The organism is Adhaeribacter rhizoryzae (genome assembly GCF_008629685.1).
GTDB classification, from domain to species: Bacteria; Bacteroidota; Bacteroidia; order Cytophagales; family Hymenobacteraceae; genus Adhaeribacter; species Adhaeribacter rhizoryzae.
The window spans coordinates 70383-89560 of the sequence record NZ_VWSF01000010.1; the positions used below are offsets into that span (position 1 = coordinate 70383).

Here is a 19178-nt window from a genome sequence, read left to right on the forward strand (position 1 = left end):
TAATTTGTAAACAGGCTTAAAAAGCCCAGGAAAAGTGGTAAAATAAATAATATCTTTGCGCCTTTATTTTAAATATATATGATTTCAGTTGACGCGGTTTCGGTTGAATTTAATGGTTCGGCCTTATTTAAAGATATTTCTTTTAATATTAATGAAAACGACCGGATTGCCCTGATGGGTAAAAACGGGGCCGGAAAATCTACCCTTCTAAAAATTATTGCCGGCGAAAGCAAACCAACCCGGGGTAAAGTTTCGGCCCCCAAAGAAGCGGTAATTGCGTATTTGCCCCAGCACTTGCTTACCGAAGACAACAGCACTGTTTTTGAGGAAGCAGCCAAAGCCTTTGCTAAAATATTGGATATGAAAAAGCAAATGGACGAGCTGAATGCCCAACTGGAAACCCGCACCGATTACGAATCTGAAGAATATTACGCCATTATTGAGCAGGTATCGGAGCTAAGCGAAAAATATTACTCCATAGAAGAAATAAACTTTGATGCTGAAGTAGAAAAAACGCTGAAAGGTTTGGGTTTCTCGCGCGCTGATTTTACCCGCCCTACCAAAGAATTTAGCGGCGGCTGGCGCATGCGCATAGAATTAGCCAAAATATTGCTGCAGCAACCCGATTTAATATTATTAGATGAACCTACCAACCACTTAGATATTGAATCTATTCAGTGGCTCGAAGATTTTCTGGTAAATAATGCCAAAGCCGTAATTGTTATCTCGCACGATAAAACTTTTGTAGATAATATTACCAACCGCACCATTGAAGTAACAATGGGTCGTATTTACGACTACAAAGTTACTTACACCCAATATTTACAACTCCGCAAAGAACGCCGCGAACAACAGCAAAAGCAGTACGACGACCAGCAAAAAGAAATTGCCGAGATTCAGGGCTTTATCGATCGGTTTAAAGGCACTTACTCTAAAACTTTGCAAGTACAATCGCGGGTTAAAATGCTCGAAAAGATTGAACTGGTAGAAGTAGACGAAGTAGACACCTCGGCCCTGAACCTGAAATTTCCGCCGGCTCCCCGCTCCGGCAACTACCCGGTTATAGCCGAAGAACTTACTAAAAAATACGGCGACCACACGGTGTTTAAAGATGCTTCATTGGTGATTGAACGCGGCCAGAAAATAGCTTTTGTGGGTAAAAACGGCGAAGGAAAATCGACGCTGGTAAAAGCCATTATGGGCGAAATTGACTATGACGGCAAACTGCAACTGGGCCACAACTGCATGATTGGTTACTTTGCCCAGAACCAGGCGGCTTTGCTCGACGGCGAATTAACCATTTTCCAAACCATCGATCAGATTGCAATTGGCGAAATCCGGACGAAGATAAAAGATATTCTGGGCGCCTTTATGTTTAGCGGCGATGCCATCGATAAAAAAGTTAAAATGCTCTCGGGCGGTGAAAAAACCCGTCTGGCTATGATAAAACTGTTGTTGCAGCCGGTTAACCTTTTAATTCTGGATGAGCCTACCAACCATTTAGATATTAAAACCAAGGATATTTTAAAAGATGCCCTCAAAGCTTTCGATGGTACTTTAATATTGGTGTCGCATGATCGCGATTTCCTGGATGGCTTAGCCGAAAAAGTTTTTGAGTTTGGTAATAAGCGCATCAAAGAACATTTCGAAGACATAAACGGCTTTTTGCGCAATAAAAAAATGGAAAATCTGCGCGAGATAGAAAGAACCACCGCTAAGTAAAATTTCTTTTTACTGAATATTTCGGAATACCACTCCCGGGAATTTGCTTCCGAAGAGTGGTATTTTTATTTTAAATTCATCAATAATATTGTTGTAAAAATATTGTTTGGTAAAAGAATCTGGTAAATCCTTTAATCTGCGGAAATCTGTGTTTAATTTTGCGCATGCCAGAGAAAATTATCATCCTCGATTTTGGCTCGCAATACACCCAGTTAATTGCCCGTCGGGTGCGCGAGCTCAATGTTTACTGCGAAATATTTCCTTATAATAAATTACCGGAACTCACCCCGGACGTAAAAGGGCTGATTTTATCGGGTAGCCCTTGCTCCGTGCGCGATGCCGACCATCCTAACCCGGACATTAGCCAGTACCGCAGCCAGGTGCCGGTATTGGGGGTTTGTTACGGGGCCCAGTTGCTGGCCCACGAAAATGGCGGCGAAGTTTTGCCTTCAACCATCCGGGAATACGGCCGGGCCCGTTTGGGTGAGGTGCATGCCACGAGCCGCCTGATGAAAGAAATTACCATTGGTTCGCAGGTTTGGATGTCGCACGGCGATACCATTAAACATATTCCGGGCAATTTCGAAATTATTGCCAGCACCGATTCGGTAGCGGTGGCCGCTTATAAAATAGCCGACGAAGAAACGTACGGCATTCAGTTTCACCCGGAAGTAACGCACTCCACCGAAGGTAAAACGGTATTGCGGAATTTTGTGGTACATATTTGCGCTTGCTCCCAGGACTGGACGCCCGACCAATTTATTGAAACCACAGTAGCGGATCTGCAAAACCAGATTGGCGACGACAAAGTAGTTTTAGGCTTATCGGGCGGTGTAGATTCGTCGGTAGCGGCCATGCTCATTCACCAGGCTATTGGTAAAAATTTGTACTGCATATTCGTAGACAACGGCTTGCTCCGCAAAGATGAGTTCGAAACGGTTTTGGAATCGTATAAGCACATGGGCCTAAACGTGAAAGGCGTAGATGCCCGCGACCGGTTTTACAGTGCTTTGGCCGGCATTTCAGACCCTGAATTAAAGCGCAAAGCCATTGGCCGGGTCTTTATAGAAGTGTTCGATGACGAAGCGCACCAGCTGACCGATGTAAAATGGCTGGCGCAAGGCACCATTTACCCCGATGTAATTGAGTCGGTATCGGTAAAAGGGCCATCGGCTACCATTAAATCGCACCACAACGTAGGGGGTCTGCCCGACTTTATGAAGCTGAAAGTAGTAGAGCCCCTCAAGGCTTTATTTAAAGATGAAGTGCGGTTGGTAGGAAAAACCCTTAAAATTGATGACTTGATTCTGAGCCGCCATCCTTTTCCAGGGCCTGGTTTGGCGATTAGGATTATTGGCGATATTACCCCGCAAAAAGTAGCTGTGCTGCAGGAAGTAGATCATATATTTATTTCTAACTTACGTAAGTATGAGTTATACAACGAGGTATGGCAGGCCGGCGCTATCTTGTTGCCCATCCAAACGGTGGGCGTAATGGGCGACGAACGTACCTACGAAAACGTGGTAAGCCTGCGGGCCGTAACTAGCGTTGATGGCATGACAGCCGACTGGGCGCATTTGCCGTATGAGTTTTTAGCGAATGTTTCTAACGAAATTATAAATAAAGTGAAAGGCGTAAACCGGGTGGTTTACGATATTAGTTCCAAACCCCCTGCCACCATCGAATGGGAATAAAAATGTATCAATGTTCTTTCTTAAAAGCCAGGCCGGTAATTTACTGGCTGGCTTTTTTGTTCTTACCCGTAACCGTAATAGCGCAATCGGCCGGAGAATTAGATACGCGACTGCAAAACGGGCGTTTGCTCCTGGATCAGCAAAAATATGAAATGGCGATGGCCGAATTTGTGCCGGTGGTGAATGCGCAAAAAAATTACCGGAATTTACCGCAGGCACTTTATTTATATAGTGTAGCGGCTTTAAATGCCAAACGCATCCGGGAAGCGGGCGGCCGCATCGATCAGTTGTTGCAGCAATTCCCGGCGTGGGAAAATCTGGATGAAGCCCGGTACGTGGGTGCTGCGATTGCGTTTGAACAAAAAGATAATGCCAAAGCTATGGCCTTGTTAGAGGCGATTAAGGCCAAAGAATTTGATGATGAAAAAGCGCAAATTAAAAGCCTTTACCTGCCCCGCATAACTGAAAAAGACGTTTTTACCCAGCTTTACCGTCAGTACCCCGATGACCGCGAATTAGCTGTTGTTTACGCCGATAAATTAGCCGGCGGTTGGTACACCGAAGCAGATAAAGAAACTTTGGAAAATATTGTTTCTAAATTTAAACTCGATAAAAAGAAATATTCGGGCAAGGCTTTGGCCAGCGGCCGTAAAACCCAGTATAATGTGGCGGTGCTGCTGCCTTTTGGCTTAAACGAGCCCAACAGCTCCCAGGCTTTACGCAAAAACCAGTTTGTTTCGGATTTATACGCCGGTATGCAAATGGCTAAAGACTCCCTGGCACGTAACAACATTATTTTAAACTTATATGCCTACGATGCTCCCGCCGATACCAATCGGGTAAAAAAGGTTCTTAATTTACCCGAAATGGCCAACATGGATTTAATTATTGGCCCCGTTTATAAATCGGCTAATAAAATTATATCGCGTTTTGCTCAACAGCACCAGATTATTGCGGTAAACCCCTTATCAGATGATATTAGTTTAATCCGCAACAATCCTTACCTCTATTTATTTCAGCCTTCAATAGCTACGCAGGCCCGTAAAAGCGCCAATTTTGCCTATGATAATTTCGGACCCAAAGGTGCGGTTATTGTTTACAGCAACACCACCGACGGCATGGAGTTTGCGCGGGTTTACCGGTCAGAATTTGAAAAGCGCGGCGGTAAAGTTTTATTATCGAAAGCTGTTAGTCCCAGCAGTACCGCTTCCGGTTTATATACCGGCGTCGATTTTGCCAATGTTGGTCATTTAATGATTGCCTCCAACAGCATGCCGGTAGCGGTAAACACCATTAGTACCCTCGAACGTCTGAACAATAAAATTCCGGTTATTACCTTTTCTTCCTGGCTGGAGGTTAGCCAAATAAATCTGAACCAACTAGATAATCAGGAAATTTATTTTTTAAGTCCTAAGTTTGTAGATACCTCTTTGCCAACGGTTCGGGAGTTTAAAAAAGATTATTCGGCTCGCTACCATATTCCGCCTTCGGTATATGCTTACACCGGTTTCGATTTGCTTTATTATTTTGGCAATATTCTGGCACGGCACGGGGCTCATTTTAACAGTACCCTCGCTACCGAAGGCCCTATATCGGGCGCTTTTTTTCAAGGCATTGGCTTTACCGCTGAGCGCGATAACCAATATATTCCTTTATTAAAGCTGGATAATCTGCAGTTAAACGTAGTGAATCCGGTTTTTAAATAATCAACTTTTATTTATTGCATGAACGAACGATCTAATTCTAATAGCCTTAAATTATTTGAGCAGGCCCAGGAGCTTATTCCGGGTGGAGTAAATTCGCCAGTCCGGGCTTTTAAAGCCGTGGGCGGCAACCCGGTTTTTATGAAATCGGCCAAAGGTGCTTTTTTGTACGATGAAGACGGCAACGATTACCTGGATTTAATTAATTCCTGGGGCCCCATGATTATGGGCCATGCCTGCGAAATGGTGCAGGATGCGGTAAAAGAAGTATTGCCCCACTCCTTTTCTTACGGCGCTCCTACCCGCCGCGAAGTTGAAATGGCGGAGTTAATTATCAGCATGGTTCCTTCCATTGAAAAAGTGCGGATGGTAAACTCTGGCACCGAAGCCACAATGTCGGCCATTAGGGTAGCGCGCGGCTTTACCGGCCGCGATAAAATTATTAAGTTCGAAGGTTGTTACCACGGCCACGGCGATTCTTTTTTAATTTCGGCGGGTAGCGGCGCTATTACCTTGGGCGTACCCGATAGCCCCGGCGTAACCAAAGGCGTAGCGCAAGATACCATTACGGTGCCTTACAATAACTTAGAAGCCGTAAAGCAAGCCGTAGAAGCTGCTCCAGGGCAAATTGCCGCCATTATTATTGAGCCGGTAGTAGGCAATATGGGCTTGGTAGCGCCGGTGCGCGGGTTTCTGGAAGGTTTACGGGAAATTTGTACCAGAGAAAATATTGTTTTAATATTCGATGAAGTAATGACCGGTTTCCGGTTGGCCAAAGGCGGTGCGCAGGAACGTTTTGGCGTTATGCCGGATATGACTACGTTGGGTAAAATTATTGGGGGCGGTTTTCCGGTAGGCGCTTACGGTGGCCGGAAAGACATTATGGATGCCGTAGCGCCGGCCGGACCAGTTTACCAGGCGGGTACTTTATCGGGCAATCCGGTAGCCATGGCAGCCGGTTTAGCCATGCTGCGCTACTTAAACGAACACGACGAAGTTTATAATTACCTAGAAAATATTTCGGATAAGCTGGTAACCGGCATGCGCGAGAACATGGATAAACTGGGCTTAAATTATACCATTAACCGGGTCGGCTCTATGTTCAGTATATTCTTTACCCGCCAGCCCGTTACAGATTTCGAATCGGCTAAAAAATCGGACCTGAAGTTATTCGGGCAATATTTTAACAATATGCTGAACCGCGGAATTTACCTGGCTCCTTCCCAGTTCGAAACATTGTTTATCTCTACCGCTATTACCGACGAACTCGCCGATAAATATTTAAAAGCTAATTTTGAATCGTTGCAGGAACTTAAAAATCAACGCTAGCAACAGCACATATAATATTTTAAAAAGGCTCCTTAAACCGGAGCTTTTTTGCTTTAGCAGCAGGTTTCTTCTATAAGCAGCACGCAAGCCAATATTTAGCTTCTTACCCATGTGGCTTGAATTTAGCCTTAACCCGGCGATTTGATAATAACTAATTATTTATAATTTTACATAAGATACTAGCAGCACCCCATGATTTTAACTGATAAAGAGATACTAGCCCAGATTGCCAAAGGAAATATTTTAATAGAACCCTTTGACCGCGCTTTTTTGGGTACCAACTCTTACGATGTGCATTTAGGCAAATATTTAGCTACTTACAAAGACCCTATTATTGATGCCCGTAAACACAACGAAATAGCCGTATTTGAAATACCTGACGAAGGATTCGTATTGCAGCCCAACACTTTGTATTTAGGTGTAACCCAGGAATATACCGAATCGCATGCCCATGTTCCTTTTCTGGAAGGTAAATCCAGTGTAGGACGTTTAGGCATTGATATTCATGCTACAGCCGGTAAAGGCGATGTAGGTTTCTGCAACACCTGGACTTTAGAAATTTCGGTTACGCAGCAAGTAAAAGTTTACTATGGTATGCCCATTGGGCAATTAATTTACTTTGAAGTAAAAGGCGAAATAGAAAATTTATACAACAAGAAATCTTCTGCCAAATACAACGAACGCACCGTAAAACCCGTTGAATCAATGATGTGGAAGAATAAATGGTAATAACACCAATATTTATTGCCTTAGAAAATTTACAATTTTACTTTTAATATTTTAGGTATTACTGCTGGCGTTTTCGTATGCTTTATAGTAAGCGGCAACTTTTTTAGCCTAACGGGTGTTTTTAAGTAGTCGTGCCAGTACTGAACCTAAACTAAGATAAAGATATGAAAAAGATAATTGTAATGTCCTGCCTGGTTTTTGTTTCGGCCTTTAGTGCCATAGCTCAAGATAACAAAGGTACAGCAGCCGAAAGAGCTAAACGTTTGTCGGACCACATGATTCAGGAATTAAAACTGAATAATTATCAGGCCAACCGTTTACGCGAAATAAACGAAGAGAAGGTTAGCAAAATGGTTGACATCGAAAAGAAATATGCCAGTGACCCTGCTTTGGTTGATAAAAACTGTTTGGGTGTTTGTAAAGAGCGTGATCAGGAATTAGAAAGCTTCTTGAGTTCTGACCAATATAGCATGTATTACGGCGCCCGTAGTAAATATTATAAATACGACAAAGATTTTGCTGCCCAAATTGGGGCTAAACCCACCATTGCGGGTAAACAAAATAAAACTGTTTTACCAGTAGGCGAAACAAAAGTAGTTCCGGTTAAAAAGACTACCGCTGTTATTTCTGCCGATGATTCTAAATAATATTATTGCCCCAATATTAAGGCAGTAAACAAAAAGGCCTCACTTCTAATAAAGTGAGGCCTTTTTTTTAATAAAACAGGGCTAAGTATACGCAGATTATTGTTGTGGTTGTACCTGACCTTCTTCTTCCAGGTGTTTTCCTAATTCCTCACACAAGGCCCGCATTTTTTTTGCCATTACTTCGTCGCCGGTGGCGGTTAAAATGGTTTGGGCCATAGACCCAATGGTATCTAAATAAAAATGCTTCATTTCGTCAACGGGCATGTCTTTGGTCCAAAGATCCATTTTCATGGTACCCTCCTGGTTGCGGTCCCAAAGGGCAATATTTATAGCTTTCGCAAAATGTATTTGTTCACCGGCATCAGTGGCCCGCCAGCTAATGGCTTCCGGAATATTCTGATCATCAAGGGCTACGCTGAAATATATTTCTGATTTTTTCATGACAATTTTACCTAAATTTTTGCGCAAAGGTAAAGTAAAAGCCGGGTAATACCAGAAGTAAGAACACAAAAAAAGGGGAACTCCTCCCCTTTTCTGTTATAGCGATATTTTAAACTTACACGTAATTATTCAACATAACCGGCATTACCAGCATCAGAATATTTTCACTTTCATCGTTAGAAGTTGGCATAAGCAAGCCGGCCCGGTTAGGCGTAGAAAGTTCCAGCGATATTTCGTCGGAATCAATATTATTCAGCATCTCAATTAAGAAGCGGGCATTAAAGCCAATCTCCATGTCTTCGCCGTCGTACTGGCACGAAAGCCGCTCGTTAGCTTCGTTCGAGAAATCTAAATCTTCGGCCGAAACATGCAGTTCGCTGCCGGCAATCCGCAACCGAACCTGGTGCGTGGTCTTATTTGAATAAATTGAAATACGCTTAATAGAGCTTAATAAATCGTAGCGGTCAATTACCAACCGGTTCGGGTTCTGGGCCGGAATAACGTTTTCGTAATCCGGGTAACGCTCATCAATCAGGCGGCAAACCATCCGGATGTTCTCAAAACTGAAAAACGCGTTAGAAGTATTAAACTCAACCCGCACCGTAGTAGGCTCGGACGGCAACGTAGCCTTCAATAAAGTAAACGCTTTGCGCGGAATAATAATAGAAGCCGAATTACCAGTCGGAACATCGAACCGGCGATAACGCAGCAAACGGTGGCCATCGGTGGCTACAAACGTAATATTGTTATCGTTTAGCTGCACAAAAATACCGGTCATGGCGGGGCGCAACTCATCGGTACTAACGGCAAAAATGGTTTTGTTAATCGCCCGGGCCAGCAAATTAGATGGCACTTCAATGGAGTTGTTGCTTTTTACCACCGGTACCCGCGGGAAATCGGTGGCGTTTTCGCCGGAAAGTTTGTAGCGGCCGTTGGCGGAACTTAATTCAATGGTATAAGTTTCTTCATCGATGGTAAAAGTTACCGGCTGGTCGGGTAAGTTCTTCAACGTATCGAGTAAAATACGGGCAGGGGCAGCAATCCGGCCATTCTCCTTTGCCTCTACGTGCATTTCGGTTATCATCGACGTTTCCAGGTCGCTGGCCGTAATGGTGAGGGTACCATCGTTTATCTCGAAAAGAAAGTTTTCCAGAATGGGAACAACCGGATTAGAGGCAATAACACCGTTGATGCTCTGTAGCTGTTTTAATAAAGCCGAAGACGATACAATAAATTTCATTCCGATCAGTCGTTTATATTTTTAAATTAATCTTTATCAGGGAATTATTAACTAAACCGCAGGGGCCAGTAAGCAACCAATCTTTTGCCGCTATTTTGATGAAGCAAATTAGGTTAATTTACCTAATAATTAAAAATAATCTTTTAGAAAATAAGCTGGACGCTTAACTATTAAGAACCGGCATATTTCCGTTTGCGGAGGTAATAACGCCCTATACCAAAGCTGACCAGCAAAATTAAAGGCAATACCAGGTTAATTAATTGCCACTTTTGTTTTTCTTCTTTGGCCTTAACTCTATCCAGCGGCCTGAGTACAATTTCTTTTGCCCGCAACGAAACCAGATTGGTTTCATCTAGTAAATAATCTACGGCATTGGTAGCAAAATCTTTATTGGCGTAAGTCGCGCCGGAATAACGGTCGAAGCCCAACCGGAAAGGTTGTTTGGTTTTAGGGTTTACTTCGTTCCGGATTAAATCACCATCGGCTACCACTACCAATTTGCTTGGCTTGCCTTCACTTTGAATATTTACGTTTGTAATACCGGCTGGCAGCGGGCGATTGGCAAACACCGAACGAAACTGGCCTTCGAGTAAATAACCCAATACCTGCGGACCAGCGGTAAATTCTTCGGGTTTAGGTGGAACGCGGGCCTCGTTTAAATTTATACTGGCCGGCATTTGCACCACCCGCGAGTAAGGCGACGTTGCTATTAAAGGCGTTTTCTTAATATTCTTAGCCCGCACCGAATCTATGTTACTCACAAATTTGCTGTACAAAGCATCCAGGTTGCGCGTAATAGTGTGCTTGTTAAACCCGTTTATAATGGGGTAATAACGCCAGTTCATAAGCTGGGTTTGCGGCTGGTTGCCCAACATGCCTACCACCATCGGAATTTGGCCCGCATTAATATCCTGCACCAGATTGCCGTTTAAACGTACCCCGTAATTAAATAATAAATCCTGCAAATTCAGTTCCAGCGGTAAAGCTACGGTTCCTTCGGTCCGGATACTGTCCAGGGAAATATTAACCGGATCAATAAAAAATAAAGCCCTGCCGCCGCCAACAATAAACTGATCAAGTTTGAATTTTTCGGCTTCGGAATATTTGAGCAAAGGCTTGGCTACCACAACGGCATCCAGGGCTTTTAAATCTTTAACTTTGGTTAAATCGACCCAGAATACATCGTACGTTTTTTGTAAAGTAGTAATGAAATCGGCGGCTTCCAGCATCCCCAGTTCGCCGTGGCCTTCTATAAAGCCAATGCGCTTGCGCTGGGTTTGGGTAAGTTGCCGAATGGCCGATGCCAATTCAAATTCCAAACCTTCAATCGATTGGTTTAGCTGTTCGTCGGGCGGCGCTGCCTGGTTGCCTTTCAAAAATATTACCGGTACTTCTTTGCCTTTGCTGGAAACAATGCCGCCCGGAAATATTATTTTCTCTACAGTTTTATCACCCTCCGTCGAAACCAGGTTGGTGGGCTGCAAACCTTTGGCAATAAGTTGCTGGTAATAATTATTGCGTTTTTCCGGATTAGTATTGCTGCTGGGATTTATAAAATTAAACTGAACCCGGTCATCGGAGTAAACCCGGAATTCTTCCAGCGTTTCGCGCACAGAATTTTGCAGGCGTTTAAAACGCGCCGGGAAATCGCCGGCCAGGTAAACATCGACCGTAATATCTTCTTTTAAATTGGCTAGTAATTGCTTGGTAACCGGCGCAATAGAATAGCGTTTGTCTTCGGTTAAATCTACCCGGAAATATACATTTGCCAGCAAAATATTCAGGAGCAGCAAAATGCCGACCGCTCCTATAAACAAATAAATATCCTTTTTTTTCCGGGACGTGCTGGCGCTGGTTGTTTTTTCTTCTACCATTTCCGGCTCTCCAGCACTAATTTAGTTCCTAACAACAAAAGCACAATTACACTTAAAAAATACAAAATATCCCTCGAATCGATTAAGCCTTTACTTAAAGCATTGTAGTGAAAAGAAATACCTAACGAACTGATAATGTATTGTATATCGCCGCCCATTTCTATAGTAGCAATATAATCGAAACCAATATAAATCAGGAAACTCAGAAATACCGCCAGGATAAAAGAAACAATTTGGTTTTCTGTAATGGCCGAAGAAAATACCCCAATAGCGGTAAATATAGCCGCTAGAAAAACCAAGCCAATGTAAGAGCCCGTTACCGCCGCCGAATCGATATTGCCCTCCGGATTACCCAACGAATACACACTGTAATAATAAAGCAAAGTAGGCACCAGCGAAAATATTACTAGCAGCAAACAAGCAAAGTATTTGCCCAGAATTAATTGCAAATCCGTAATAGGTTTGGTAAGGAGTAATTCCAGCGTACCGGCTTTCTTTTCTTCGGAAAAGCTGCGCATGGTTATGGCCGGAATCAAAAACAAGAAAACCCAAGGCGCCATACTGAACAAGGTTTGCATATCGGCGTAACCGTATTCCAGCACGCTGGTTTCCGGAAAGACCCACATAAACAAGCCTATTGCTACCAGAAAAACCCCGATAACAATGTAGGCAATCATGGAATTTAAAAAACTATTTATTTCTTTTTGCAGAATTGCAAACATGGTTTTTGAATTATGAATTAAAAATTATGAATTAGAGATAAGGCGTTTTTAAGAAGAACTTAAAGTCAAAAAGGAACTTATAATTCATAATTTTTAATTTCTAATTTTAAATTTATTTACTGGTTAGTTGTTTAAATATTTGTTCCAGTGAATTTTCTTCCTGCCGTAAACCAACCAGGCTCCATTGCTGATTACCGGCCAAAGTAAATATTGCCGAACGCACATCCTGACCGGGCAAAGAACGAATCCGATATTTATTATTGGTTAGTGTTTCGACGTTTGAAATTGCCGGTATAGATGAAAACAAACTAATATCTATGGGGCTTTCAAATTCCGCAATAGTCAGGACTTCGTTTTTATTTAAGTTTTCCAGCTCTCTTACCTCCGCATCGGCCACTACCGCTCCTTGGTTTATTATTACTACCCGGTCGCAAATGGCGGTTACTTCCTGCATAATATGCGTTGAGAAAATAACTGTTTTTTCACGGCCAATATTTTTAATCAAGCCGCGGATTTCGCTTAACTGGTTGGGGTCCAAACCGGTGGTAGGTTCATCCAGAATTAAAACTTCAGGGTCATGAATCAGGGCCTGAGCCAAACCCACCCGCTGCCGGTATCCTTTCGATAGAGACCCTATTTTTTTGCCCTGTTCAATTGTTAAGCCGCAAAGGTCTACCATTTCTGCAGTCCGTGCTTTCAGTTGGCTACCTTTAAGGCCGTTTACCGAACCGGCAAATTGCAGGTATTCTTTCACGTACATATCCAGGTAAAGCGGGTTGTGCTCGGGCAAATAGCCTACCTGCCGCCTTACCTGAATAGGATCGGTAATTACATCGTAACCATTTACCAGAATGGTACCGGCGGTGGGTGGCAGAAAACAAGTGGCAATTTTCATGGTGGTAGATTTACCCGCGCCGTTTGGCCCCAGAAAACCCAAAATTTGCCCTTTGTTTACTTTAAACGAAATATTATCAACTGCCCGCTGGCTGCCAAAAAGTTTTGTAAGACCCTTTACTTCTACCGACATTAAATATTCTTCTGGGATTTAACCTGGTTTTAAAACGTGCAAAGATAAAGATAAATTACTTGGGTCTTTGGGGTTTTCCTTTGGGTTGTAAAGGCCGCACCTCAATATCTACGTGGTGGTAATTAGGCGGCGATTGCAAGGCGTGTAAAATAGTTGAGGCAATATCTTCGGGTTGCATCATGTTTTCGGGAGCGGTGGCATTATCAAAATCACTGAAAAAATTGGTGTTAACCGAACCCGGGTAAATGCAGGTAACTTTCACGCCAAACTCCCGCACTTCTTTGTACAAAGCCTGCGACATGCCCCGTACGGCAAATTTGGTGGCGCAATAACCCGATGCTTTTTCTACGCCGTTTAAACCCGCCAAAGACACAATATTTACAATGTGCCCTTCCTCCTGCTTTTTCATGTCGGGCAAAACTGCTCTGGTGCAATAAAAAAGCCCGTGCACATTCGTATCAAACATCAGGTGCCAATCCTCTACTGATTGTTCATCGAATAAACCTTGCTTACCCAAACCCGCATTATTTACCAGCACCGATATTGGTTTACCAGCCTTTTCTATTGTCTGAAGTTGCGCCCGTTCTACGGCATCTTGCTTACGCACATCTACTTCAACAAAGAAAAAATTAGGATGATCCAGTGGGGCAGCGCGCCGGCCCCAACCGGCTACTGTCGCGCCTTTTTCTAAAGCGGCCTTTGCTGTTGCTAATCCAATGCCGGAACTTACCCCGGTAATTACTACTAATTTGTTTTCCAGATTCATAGTTTTATTTTTTTATTTCGAGTTCATCGTTTAATACTGATGCCGACAAATTATGGTGTGTTTATGGTATAATTTTATAGCTAATAGACAATAAGTTAAAGACTGTTTTTTATAAACATTATTCATCGATAAAATCAAATATCCATATTTTAAATAACTGGTTTTAAGTTAATTATTTTATAAATTTATATTATTCCTTAAACCTCACTCAAGTCATTCAGGAGGAAGCTATTTGGCTACTTGCTAAATAGTTTCCTCCTGAATGACAGAGATAGGCTTTAAGAACTAATTGAAAGTATACACTTTAGTTTGCGTACCATCAGGTAATATGTAAATCCAGATTTTGTAAATCACTACTTTAACTTTCAATATCGCCTAGCTGCGGGCGAATCAATATTTCTTCTACTACGGTGCTGGCCGACATACCGTACGCATTGCTAACGGCACAAGCCACATCTTCTGATTTCATAAACCGTTCGGCAGGCAAATCTACGCCTTCCCAACTGGCCGTTAAAGTGGCACCGGGTAAAATGGCGGTTACTTTTACATCGTGTTTTTTCAGTTCTTCGCGTAAAACTTTGGTTAAGCCATACAAGGCGTATTTGGCTACGCAATAAGAGCCGCCATTGGTATAAGGTGTAATACTGGCCGTAGAACACATCATAAATATATGCCCTGACTTTCTTTTCATCATATCCTCTACCAAACCTTTGGTAATGCGGTAAGCACTTAACAAATGGTTATCCAGCATAAACGGCAAAGCGGTACTATCTTCTTCGGTAATTTTACCCGGAATAAATACGCCGGCATTATTTACCAAAACATCAATTTTAACCTTTAAACCTTTTACATAATTAATAAACGCTTCTACGGCTATGGGATCGGCAATATCGGTAGCCAAATAAAATACTTTAGAAAACGTATATTGCTGTTCAATTTTTAATTTAAGTGCTTTTAAATCGCGCTCTGTTCTGGCACAGGTAATAATATGAAAGCCATCGGCGGCAAATTTTTCGATGATTGCCCGGCCAATGCCTTTCGTTCCGCCTGTTACCAATATATATTTTTCCATATTAGTTAGGTTGTTTATCAATTTTCCCCGTAATATAGTCATAACAAAATAGACACCGATATTTTAGTTATTTCGTACATCCCCTTTATGAAAACATTAGGTAGTTATTTACTTTTTCTGAATACATTAATACGCCGGGGCGAATCGTTCCGGATTTTATTTAACCGAACCATGGACGAGGCTATTTTAATTGGCATTAACTCCGTGTTTATTGTAGGTATTGTATCTACGTTTATTGGGGCGGTAACCTGCGTCCAAATTTCTTATAACCTCACCAATGCTTTAATTCCGCGTTCTACCATTGGCTTTATGGTACGTGAAATGACCATCCTGGAGTTGGCTCCCACCATTACTTCTATTGTACTGGCCGGTAAAGTAGGCTCTAATATTGCCGGTGGTTTAGGTACCATGCGCATAACCGAACAAATTGATGCGTTAGAAGTTATGGGTATAAATTCGGCTTCTTACCTGGTTTTGCCTAAAATCATTGCCTCTTTATTAATGTTTCCGCTGCTGGTAATTTTGGCGATGACCCTTTCCATATTGGGCGGTTATGTAGCCGGTAGTTTATCGGGTGCTTTATCGGCGCAGGAATACGTAGAAGGCTTGCGGAGTGAGTTTATTCCTTACAACATTGTTTTTGCCTTAATAAAATCTTTTGTTTTTGCCTTTTTAATATCTTCTATCTCGTCTTATTTGGGCTATAATACCAAAGGCGGCGCATTAGAAGTAGGCGCAGCCAGTACCAAAGCCGTTACCAACAGCATTATAGCGGTTTTAATTGCCGACTTTGTTTGTGCGTATGTGTTGTTGTAAGCAATAATATTTACAAAAATAATTGGCAATATTCTGAATTTAAAAGCAATTATTCAGTAACCGGGCAGTTTACTTACCTGGCTTTTGCTGAAGCAAATTATTGATAATAGAAATGATTGAAATTCATAACATACAAAAATCCTTTAATGGTGTAAAAGTACTCAACGGCATTTCGGGCATTTTTGAATCTGGTAGAACCAACCTGCTTTTAGGAGCCAGCGGTACCGGAAAAAGTGTGTTGCTGCAATGCATTGTGGGCCTGATAAAACCAGATTTAGGCAGCATTACCTACGATGGCAAAGTTTTTACAAACAACAAACTAGATTTAAAACAGGAAATCCGGCGTAAAATAGGCATGCTTTTTCAGGGTAGCGCCTTATTCGACTCGATGAACGTAGAAGAAAACGTGGAATTCCCGTTGCGGATGCTTACCAAAATGGGCCGGGAAGAACGCCGGGAACGGGTAGAATTCTGCCTGAAGCGGGTAGGTTTGGAAAATGCCGGTAAAAAAATGCCTTCGGAAATAAGCGGCGGTATGAAAAAACGCGTGGGTATTGCCCGCGCCATTGCACCTAACTCCCGGTATTTGTTCTGCGATGAACCCAATTCGGGCCTCGACCCGCTTACCGCTATTAAGATTGATGAATTAATTTACGAATTAACCAAAGAATACGACATTACCACCGTAATTGTAACCCACGATATGAACTCAGTTATGGAAATAGGCGATAATATTATGTTTTTGCACAAAGGCAATAAATTGTGGGAAGGCGGTCGGGAAGAAATAATGGACACATCGGTTCCGGAACTAAAAGAATTTATTTTTGCCAGCAGCCTCATGCGGGCCGCTAAAAAAGTAGACGAAGAACTAGGTTCTTTAGATGAATTATCTACTATCCAAACCAACCGGGAACCAGAAGAAGAAAAGCCCCAGGAATAAAAAAAGCAGAGCCTGTATTTAAAGCTAAATACAGGCTCTTAGAATATTATGTAATTGTATATAAACTAATACTTACCTATATACTTATTACTTTAAGATTAATTTCTTTTATTCAGCTCATCGCGAATTTTGGCAGCTCTTTCGTAATCTTCTTTCTCCAGGGCCTCGTCCAACAACTTATTTAGTTCATCTACAGATACATCGCGTAAATTACTTTTAGCTTCGGCACTAATAGCGCTGGTAGCAGATGTTTCAATCTCGTCGGTTTCTTCTTCGTCGTCTTCTTCTAAATCGCTTAAAATAATACCAGCTTCCGATAAAACACTTTCAACAGTATAAATCGGCACACCAAACCTAAGGCCAATGGCTATGGCATCCGAAGGTCGCGCATCCAAATCAAACTGCCGTTCGCCGTCGGAGCAAACAATTTTAGAATAAAAAACGCCTTCTTTTAAATCCGATATTAATACCTCCAATACACTTACTTGCAGATGCTGCGCAAAAGATTTAAATAAATCGTGCGTAAGTGGCCGGTTGGGGCTGATTTTTTCGATTTGAATGGCAATGGATTGCGCCTCGAACATGCCAATAATAATGGGTAACCGACGGTTGCCATCTTTTTCGCCGAGAACCAGCGCAAAAGAACCTGTTTGGGATTGGCTTGATGATAAGCCTAATATTTCTAATTGAATTTTTTTCACTGTATAAGTTCTATTGATTCAAAGCTCTTGCTGCTTCTGTTAATTTTGGTAAAACTTCAGCAACATCCCCTACTATGCCATAATCTGCCGCCTTAAAAAAGGGTGCTTCCGGATCTTTGTTGATAACGACAATTACTTTAGAAGAGTTAACGCCGGCTAAATGCTGAATAGCGCCGGAGATGCCGGCTGCAATATACAGATTTGGGCTGATAGTAGTACCGGTTTGGCCCACGTGCTCGTGGTGCGGGCGCCAACCCACATCGGCAACCGGTTTAGAACAAGCCGTAGCCGCCCCTAAAGCATCCGCTAAGTCTTCAATTAAATGCCAGTTTTCGGGTCCACGCAAACCGCGGCCACCCGAAACTACCACTTCTGCTTCGGTTAACAATATTTTACCAGTTGTTTTAATGGTTTCCTGCGGCGCACCGGCTAAATCGGCACTGGAAAAAGTTAAGGATAGTTGTTCTGTTTCGGCGGTACCTTCCTGCTCTACAATATCGAAGGTGTTTTTCTTAACAGCTATAATTTTGCGGTCGCCGGTTAAGTTTACATCGGCAAAAGCTTTGCCGGAGAAAACACCCCGTTGCACTTTAAAGGATTCGCCGCTTATTTCGGGTAAAGAAACTACGTTGGTGGCAAAGCTGGCGTTAAGTCGTACGGCCAAACGGGCTCCTACGGCACTGCCAATGGTGCTGTTGGCTAAAATTATTACCTTAGCCTGACTCGTTTCGGCCGCTTGGGCTATCACGTTCACATAAGCCGCAGGTACAAAATTTTTCACCTCCGGCTGATTATTGTAGTATACCTTAGTTATTCCTTGTTTGCCTAGTGCTGTTAAAGCTTCCGGGTTTATATCGCCTATGGCTACCGCCGCAGCGGTGGTGCCAAGTGTTTGCGCCACCTGAAAGCCGTAAGAAGCTACTTCTAACGCTGATTTTTTAATTTGCCCTTCGGCGCATTCAATTAAAACTAATACCGCCATCGTTCTTTAAATTACTTTCGCTTCGTTTCTTAACAACCTGATTAATTCACCCGCGTTGGCCGGATCAATCAGTTTTACGCCGGTTTTCTTTTCGGGTAAGCTATAACTTTCGTAAGAGGTAGCTGGCTGGGCTTCTATAGCGGGAACTACTTTTAGGGGTTTGGTGCGGGCCGTCATGATGCCGCGCATATTGGGTATGCGGGGCTCGGCCATGGGTTGCTGGCAACTAGCTACCAACGGCAAATTAACCGTAATAATTTCTTTGCCGCCTTCAATTTCCCGCTCCAGGGTTGCCGCCGTACCGTTCACGTCTAATTTAATGGCCGGTACAATGGCCGGTATACCTAATATTTCGGCTACCATGCCATGCACCTGAAAACCATTATAATCTACCGATTCTTTTCCCATTAAGATTAAATCGTAGCCACCTTCCTGTGCGTAATGGGCAATTTGCCGGGCCACAAACAAGGCATCAACCGGTTTGGCATCTACCCGAATGGCTTCATCGGCCCCAATGGCCAGGGCTTTTCTAATATTTGCATCAGAATCGGCTTCACCTACGTTTATAACCGTAACGGTTCCGCCCTGTGCTTCTTTAAGTTCAATGGCCCGGGTTAACGCGTATTCGTCATAAGGATTTATAACAAATTGCACCCCAGCCATATTGAAATTTTTATTATCAGGCGTAAATGTAATTTTTGTTGTGGTATCCGGAACGTTACTTATACAAACTAATATCCTCATCCTTGAAATATTACGTTATACCTATAAAT

18 protein-coding genes are annotated in these 19178 nt (G+C 42.8%); 8 read left to right on the forward strand and 10 right to left on the reverse strand.

The annotated features are described in order from the left end of the window. The first annotated feature begins 78 nt into the window (after positions 1-78). The 6 genes from F0145_RS13930 to F0145_RS13955 all read left to right on the forward strand — a co-directional run bounded on the left by F0145_RS13930 (position 79) and on the right by F0145_RS13955 (position 7824). Complete coding sequence (locus tag F0145_RS13930; RefSeq protein WP_150089026.1) at positions 79-1722, forward strand: ABC-F family ATP-binding cassette domain-containing protein; 1644 nt, start codon at positions 79-81, stop codon at positions 1720-1722. Between the two features lie 164 nt (positions 1723-1886). Beyond that, the gene (gene guaA / locus F0145_RS13935) at positions 1887-3416 is read left to right on the forward strand and encodes a glutamine-hydrolyzing GMP synthase (RefSeq protein ID WP_150089027.1); all 1530 of its coding nucleotides are present in this window, start codon (positions 1887-1889) and stop codon (positions 3414-3416) included. After that, positions 3407-5122, forward strand: a complete 1716-nt coding sequence (locus tag F0145_RS13940) for an ABC transporter substrate-binding protein (protein WP_150089028.1) — start codon at positions 3407-3409, stop codon at positions 5120-5122. The genes guaA and F0145_RS13940 overlap by 10 nt, the downstream gene beginning before the upstream one ends. An 18-nt stretch (positions 5123-5140) precedes the next feature. After that, positions 5141-6448: a glutamate-1-semialdehyde 2,1-aminomutase gene (gene hemL / locus F0145_RS13945; protein WP_150089029.1), complete on the forward strand. Its 1308-nt coding sequence runs from the start codon at positions 5141-5143 to the stop codon at positions 6446-6448. A gap of 192 nt (positions 6449-6640) precedes the next feature. After that, positions 6641-7177, forward strand: coding sequence for a dCTP deaminase (gene dcd, locus F0145_RS13950; RefSeq protein WP_150089030.1), 537 nt, complete (start codon positions 6641-6643; stop codon positions 7175-7177). Positions 7178-7341: 164 nt separating this feature from the next. Then, positions 7342-7824 (forward strand): hypothetical protein, encoded by a 483-nt coding sequence (locus tag F0145_RS13955; RefSeq protein ID WP_150089031.1) that lies wholly within the window; start codon positions 7342-7344, stop codon positions 7822-7824. A 96-nt stretch (positions 7825-7920) separates the two neighbouring features. On the opposite strand, the gene gldC is transcribed toward F0145_RS13955, so the two are convergent. The 7 genes from gldC to F0145_RS13990 form a co-directional block, all read right to left on the reverse strand. After that, positions 7921-8265 carry a gliding motility protein GldC gene (gldC, locus tag F0145_RS13960; protein ID WP_150089032.1) on the reverse strand — a complete coding sequence of 115 codons (345 nt, stop codon included), beginning with the start codon at positions 8263-8265 and terminating at the stop codon, positions 7921-7923. Between the two features lie 115 nt (positions 8266-8380). Beyond that, a complete protein-coding gene (gene dnaN, locus F0145_RS13965; protein WP_150089033.1) occupies positions 8381-9505 on the reverse strand; it encodes a DNA polymerase III subunit beta in 1125 nt (374 codons plus the stop codon). Between the two features lie 170 nt (positions 9506-9675). Beyond that, complete coding sequence (gldG, locus tag F0145_RS13970; protein ID WP_150089034.1) at positions 9676-11379, reverse strand: gliding motility-associated ABC transporter substrate-binding protein GldG; 1704 nt, start codon at positions 11377-11379, stop codon at positions 9676-9678. After that, positions 11373-12101 (reverse strand): gliding motility-associated ABC transporter permease subunit GldF, encoded by a 729-nt coding sequence (gldF, locus tag F0145_RS13975; protein WP_150089035.1) that lies wholly within the window; start codon positions 12099-12101, stop codon positions 11373-11375. Before gldF ends, gldG begins: the two co-directional genes overlap by 7 nt. A gap of 112 nt (positions 12102-12213) precedes the next feature. Next, a complete protein-coding gene (gene gldA, locus F0145_RS13980) occupies positions 12214-13128 on the reverse strand; it encodes a gliding motility-associated ABC transporter ATP-binding subunit GldA (protein ID WP_150089036.1) in 915 nt (304 codons plus the stop codon). 55 nt (positions 13129-13183) lie between these two features. Then, positions 13184-13894, reverse strand: a complete 711-nt coding sequence (locus tag F0145_RS13985; RefSeq protein ID WP_150089037.1) for an SDR family oxidoreductase — start codon at positions 13892-13894, stop codon at positions 13184-13186. 358 nt (positions 13895-14252) lie between these two features. Beyond that, positions 14253-14966: an SDR family NAD(P)-dependent oxidoreductase gene (locus tag F0145_RS13990; RefSeq protein WP_150089038.1), complete on the reverse strand. Its 714-nt coding sequence runs from the start codon at positions 14964-14966 to the stop codon at positions 14253-14255. 87 nt (positions 14967-15053) lie between these two features. On the opposite strand from F0145_RS13990, the gene F0145_RS13995 reads away from it, so the two are divergent. Together F0145_RS13995 and F0145_RS14000 are read left to right on the forward strand one after the other, a co-directional pair. Next, positions 15054-15782 (forward strand): MlaE family ABC transporter permease, encoded by a 729-nt coding sequence (locus F0145_RS13995; protein WP_150089039.1) that lies wholly within the window; start codon positions 15054-15056, stop codon positions 15780-15782. Between the two features lie 112 nt (positions 15783-15894). Next, entirely contained in the window at positions 15895-16722 is an 828-nt protein-coding gene (locus tag F0145_RS14000; protein WP_150089040.1) for an ABC transporter ATP-binding protein, read from the forward strand. 98 nt (positions 16723-16820) lie between these two features. On the opposite strand, the gene F0145_RS14005 is transcribed toward F0145_RS14000, so the two are convergent. The 3 genes from F0145_RS14005 to F0145_RS14015 are packed head-to-tail and all read right to left on the reverse strand — an operon-like array spanning position 16821 to position 19149. Beyond that, positions 16821-17423: a bifunctional nuclease family protein gene (locus F0145_RS14005; RefSeq protein WP_150089041.1), complete on the reverse strand. Its 603-nt coding sequence runs from the start codon at positions 17421-17423 to the stop codon at positions 16821-16823. A gap of 10 nt (positions 17424-17433) precedes the next feature. Beyond that, the gene (locus tag F0145_RS14010; RefSeq protein ID WP_150089042.1) at positions 17434-18405 is read right to left on the reverse strand and encodes an electron transfer flavoprotein subunit alpha/FixB family protein; all 972 of its coding nucleotides are present in this window, start codon (positions 18403-18405) and stop codon (positions 17434-17436) included. Between the two features lie 6 nt (positions 18406-18411). Beyond that, positions 18412-19149 carry an electron transfer flavoprotein subunit beta/FixA family protein gene (locus tag F0145_RS14015; protein ID WP_150089043.1) on the reverse strand — a complete coding sequence of 246 codons (738 nt, stop codon included), beginning with the start codon at positions 19147-19149 and terminating at the stop codon, positions 18412-18414. Positions 19150-19178: the final 29 nt, after the last annotated feature.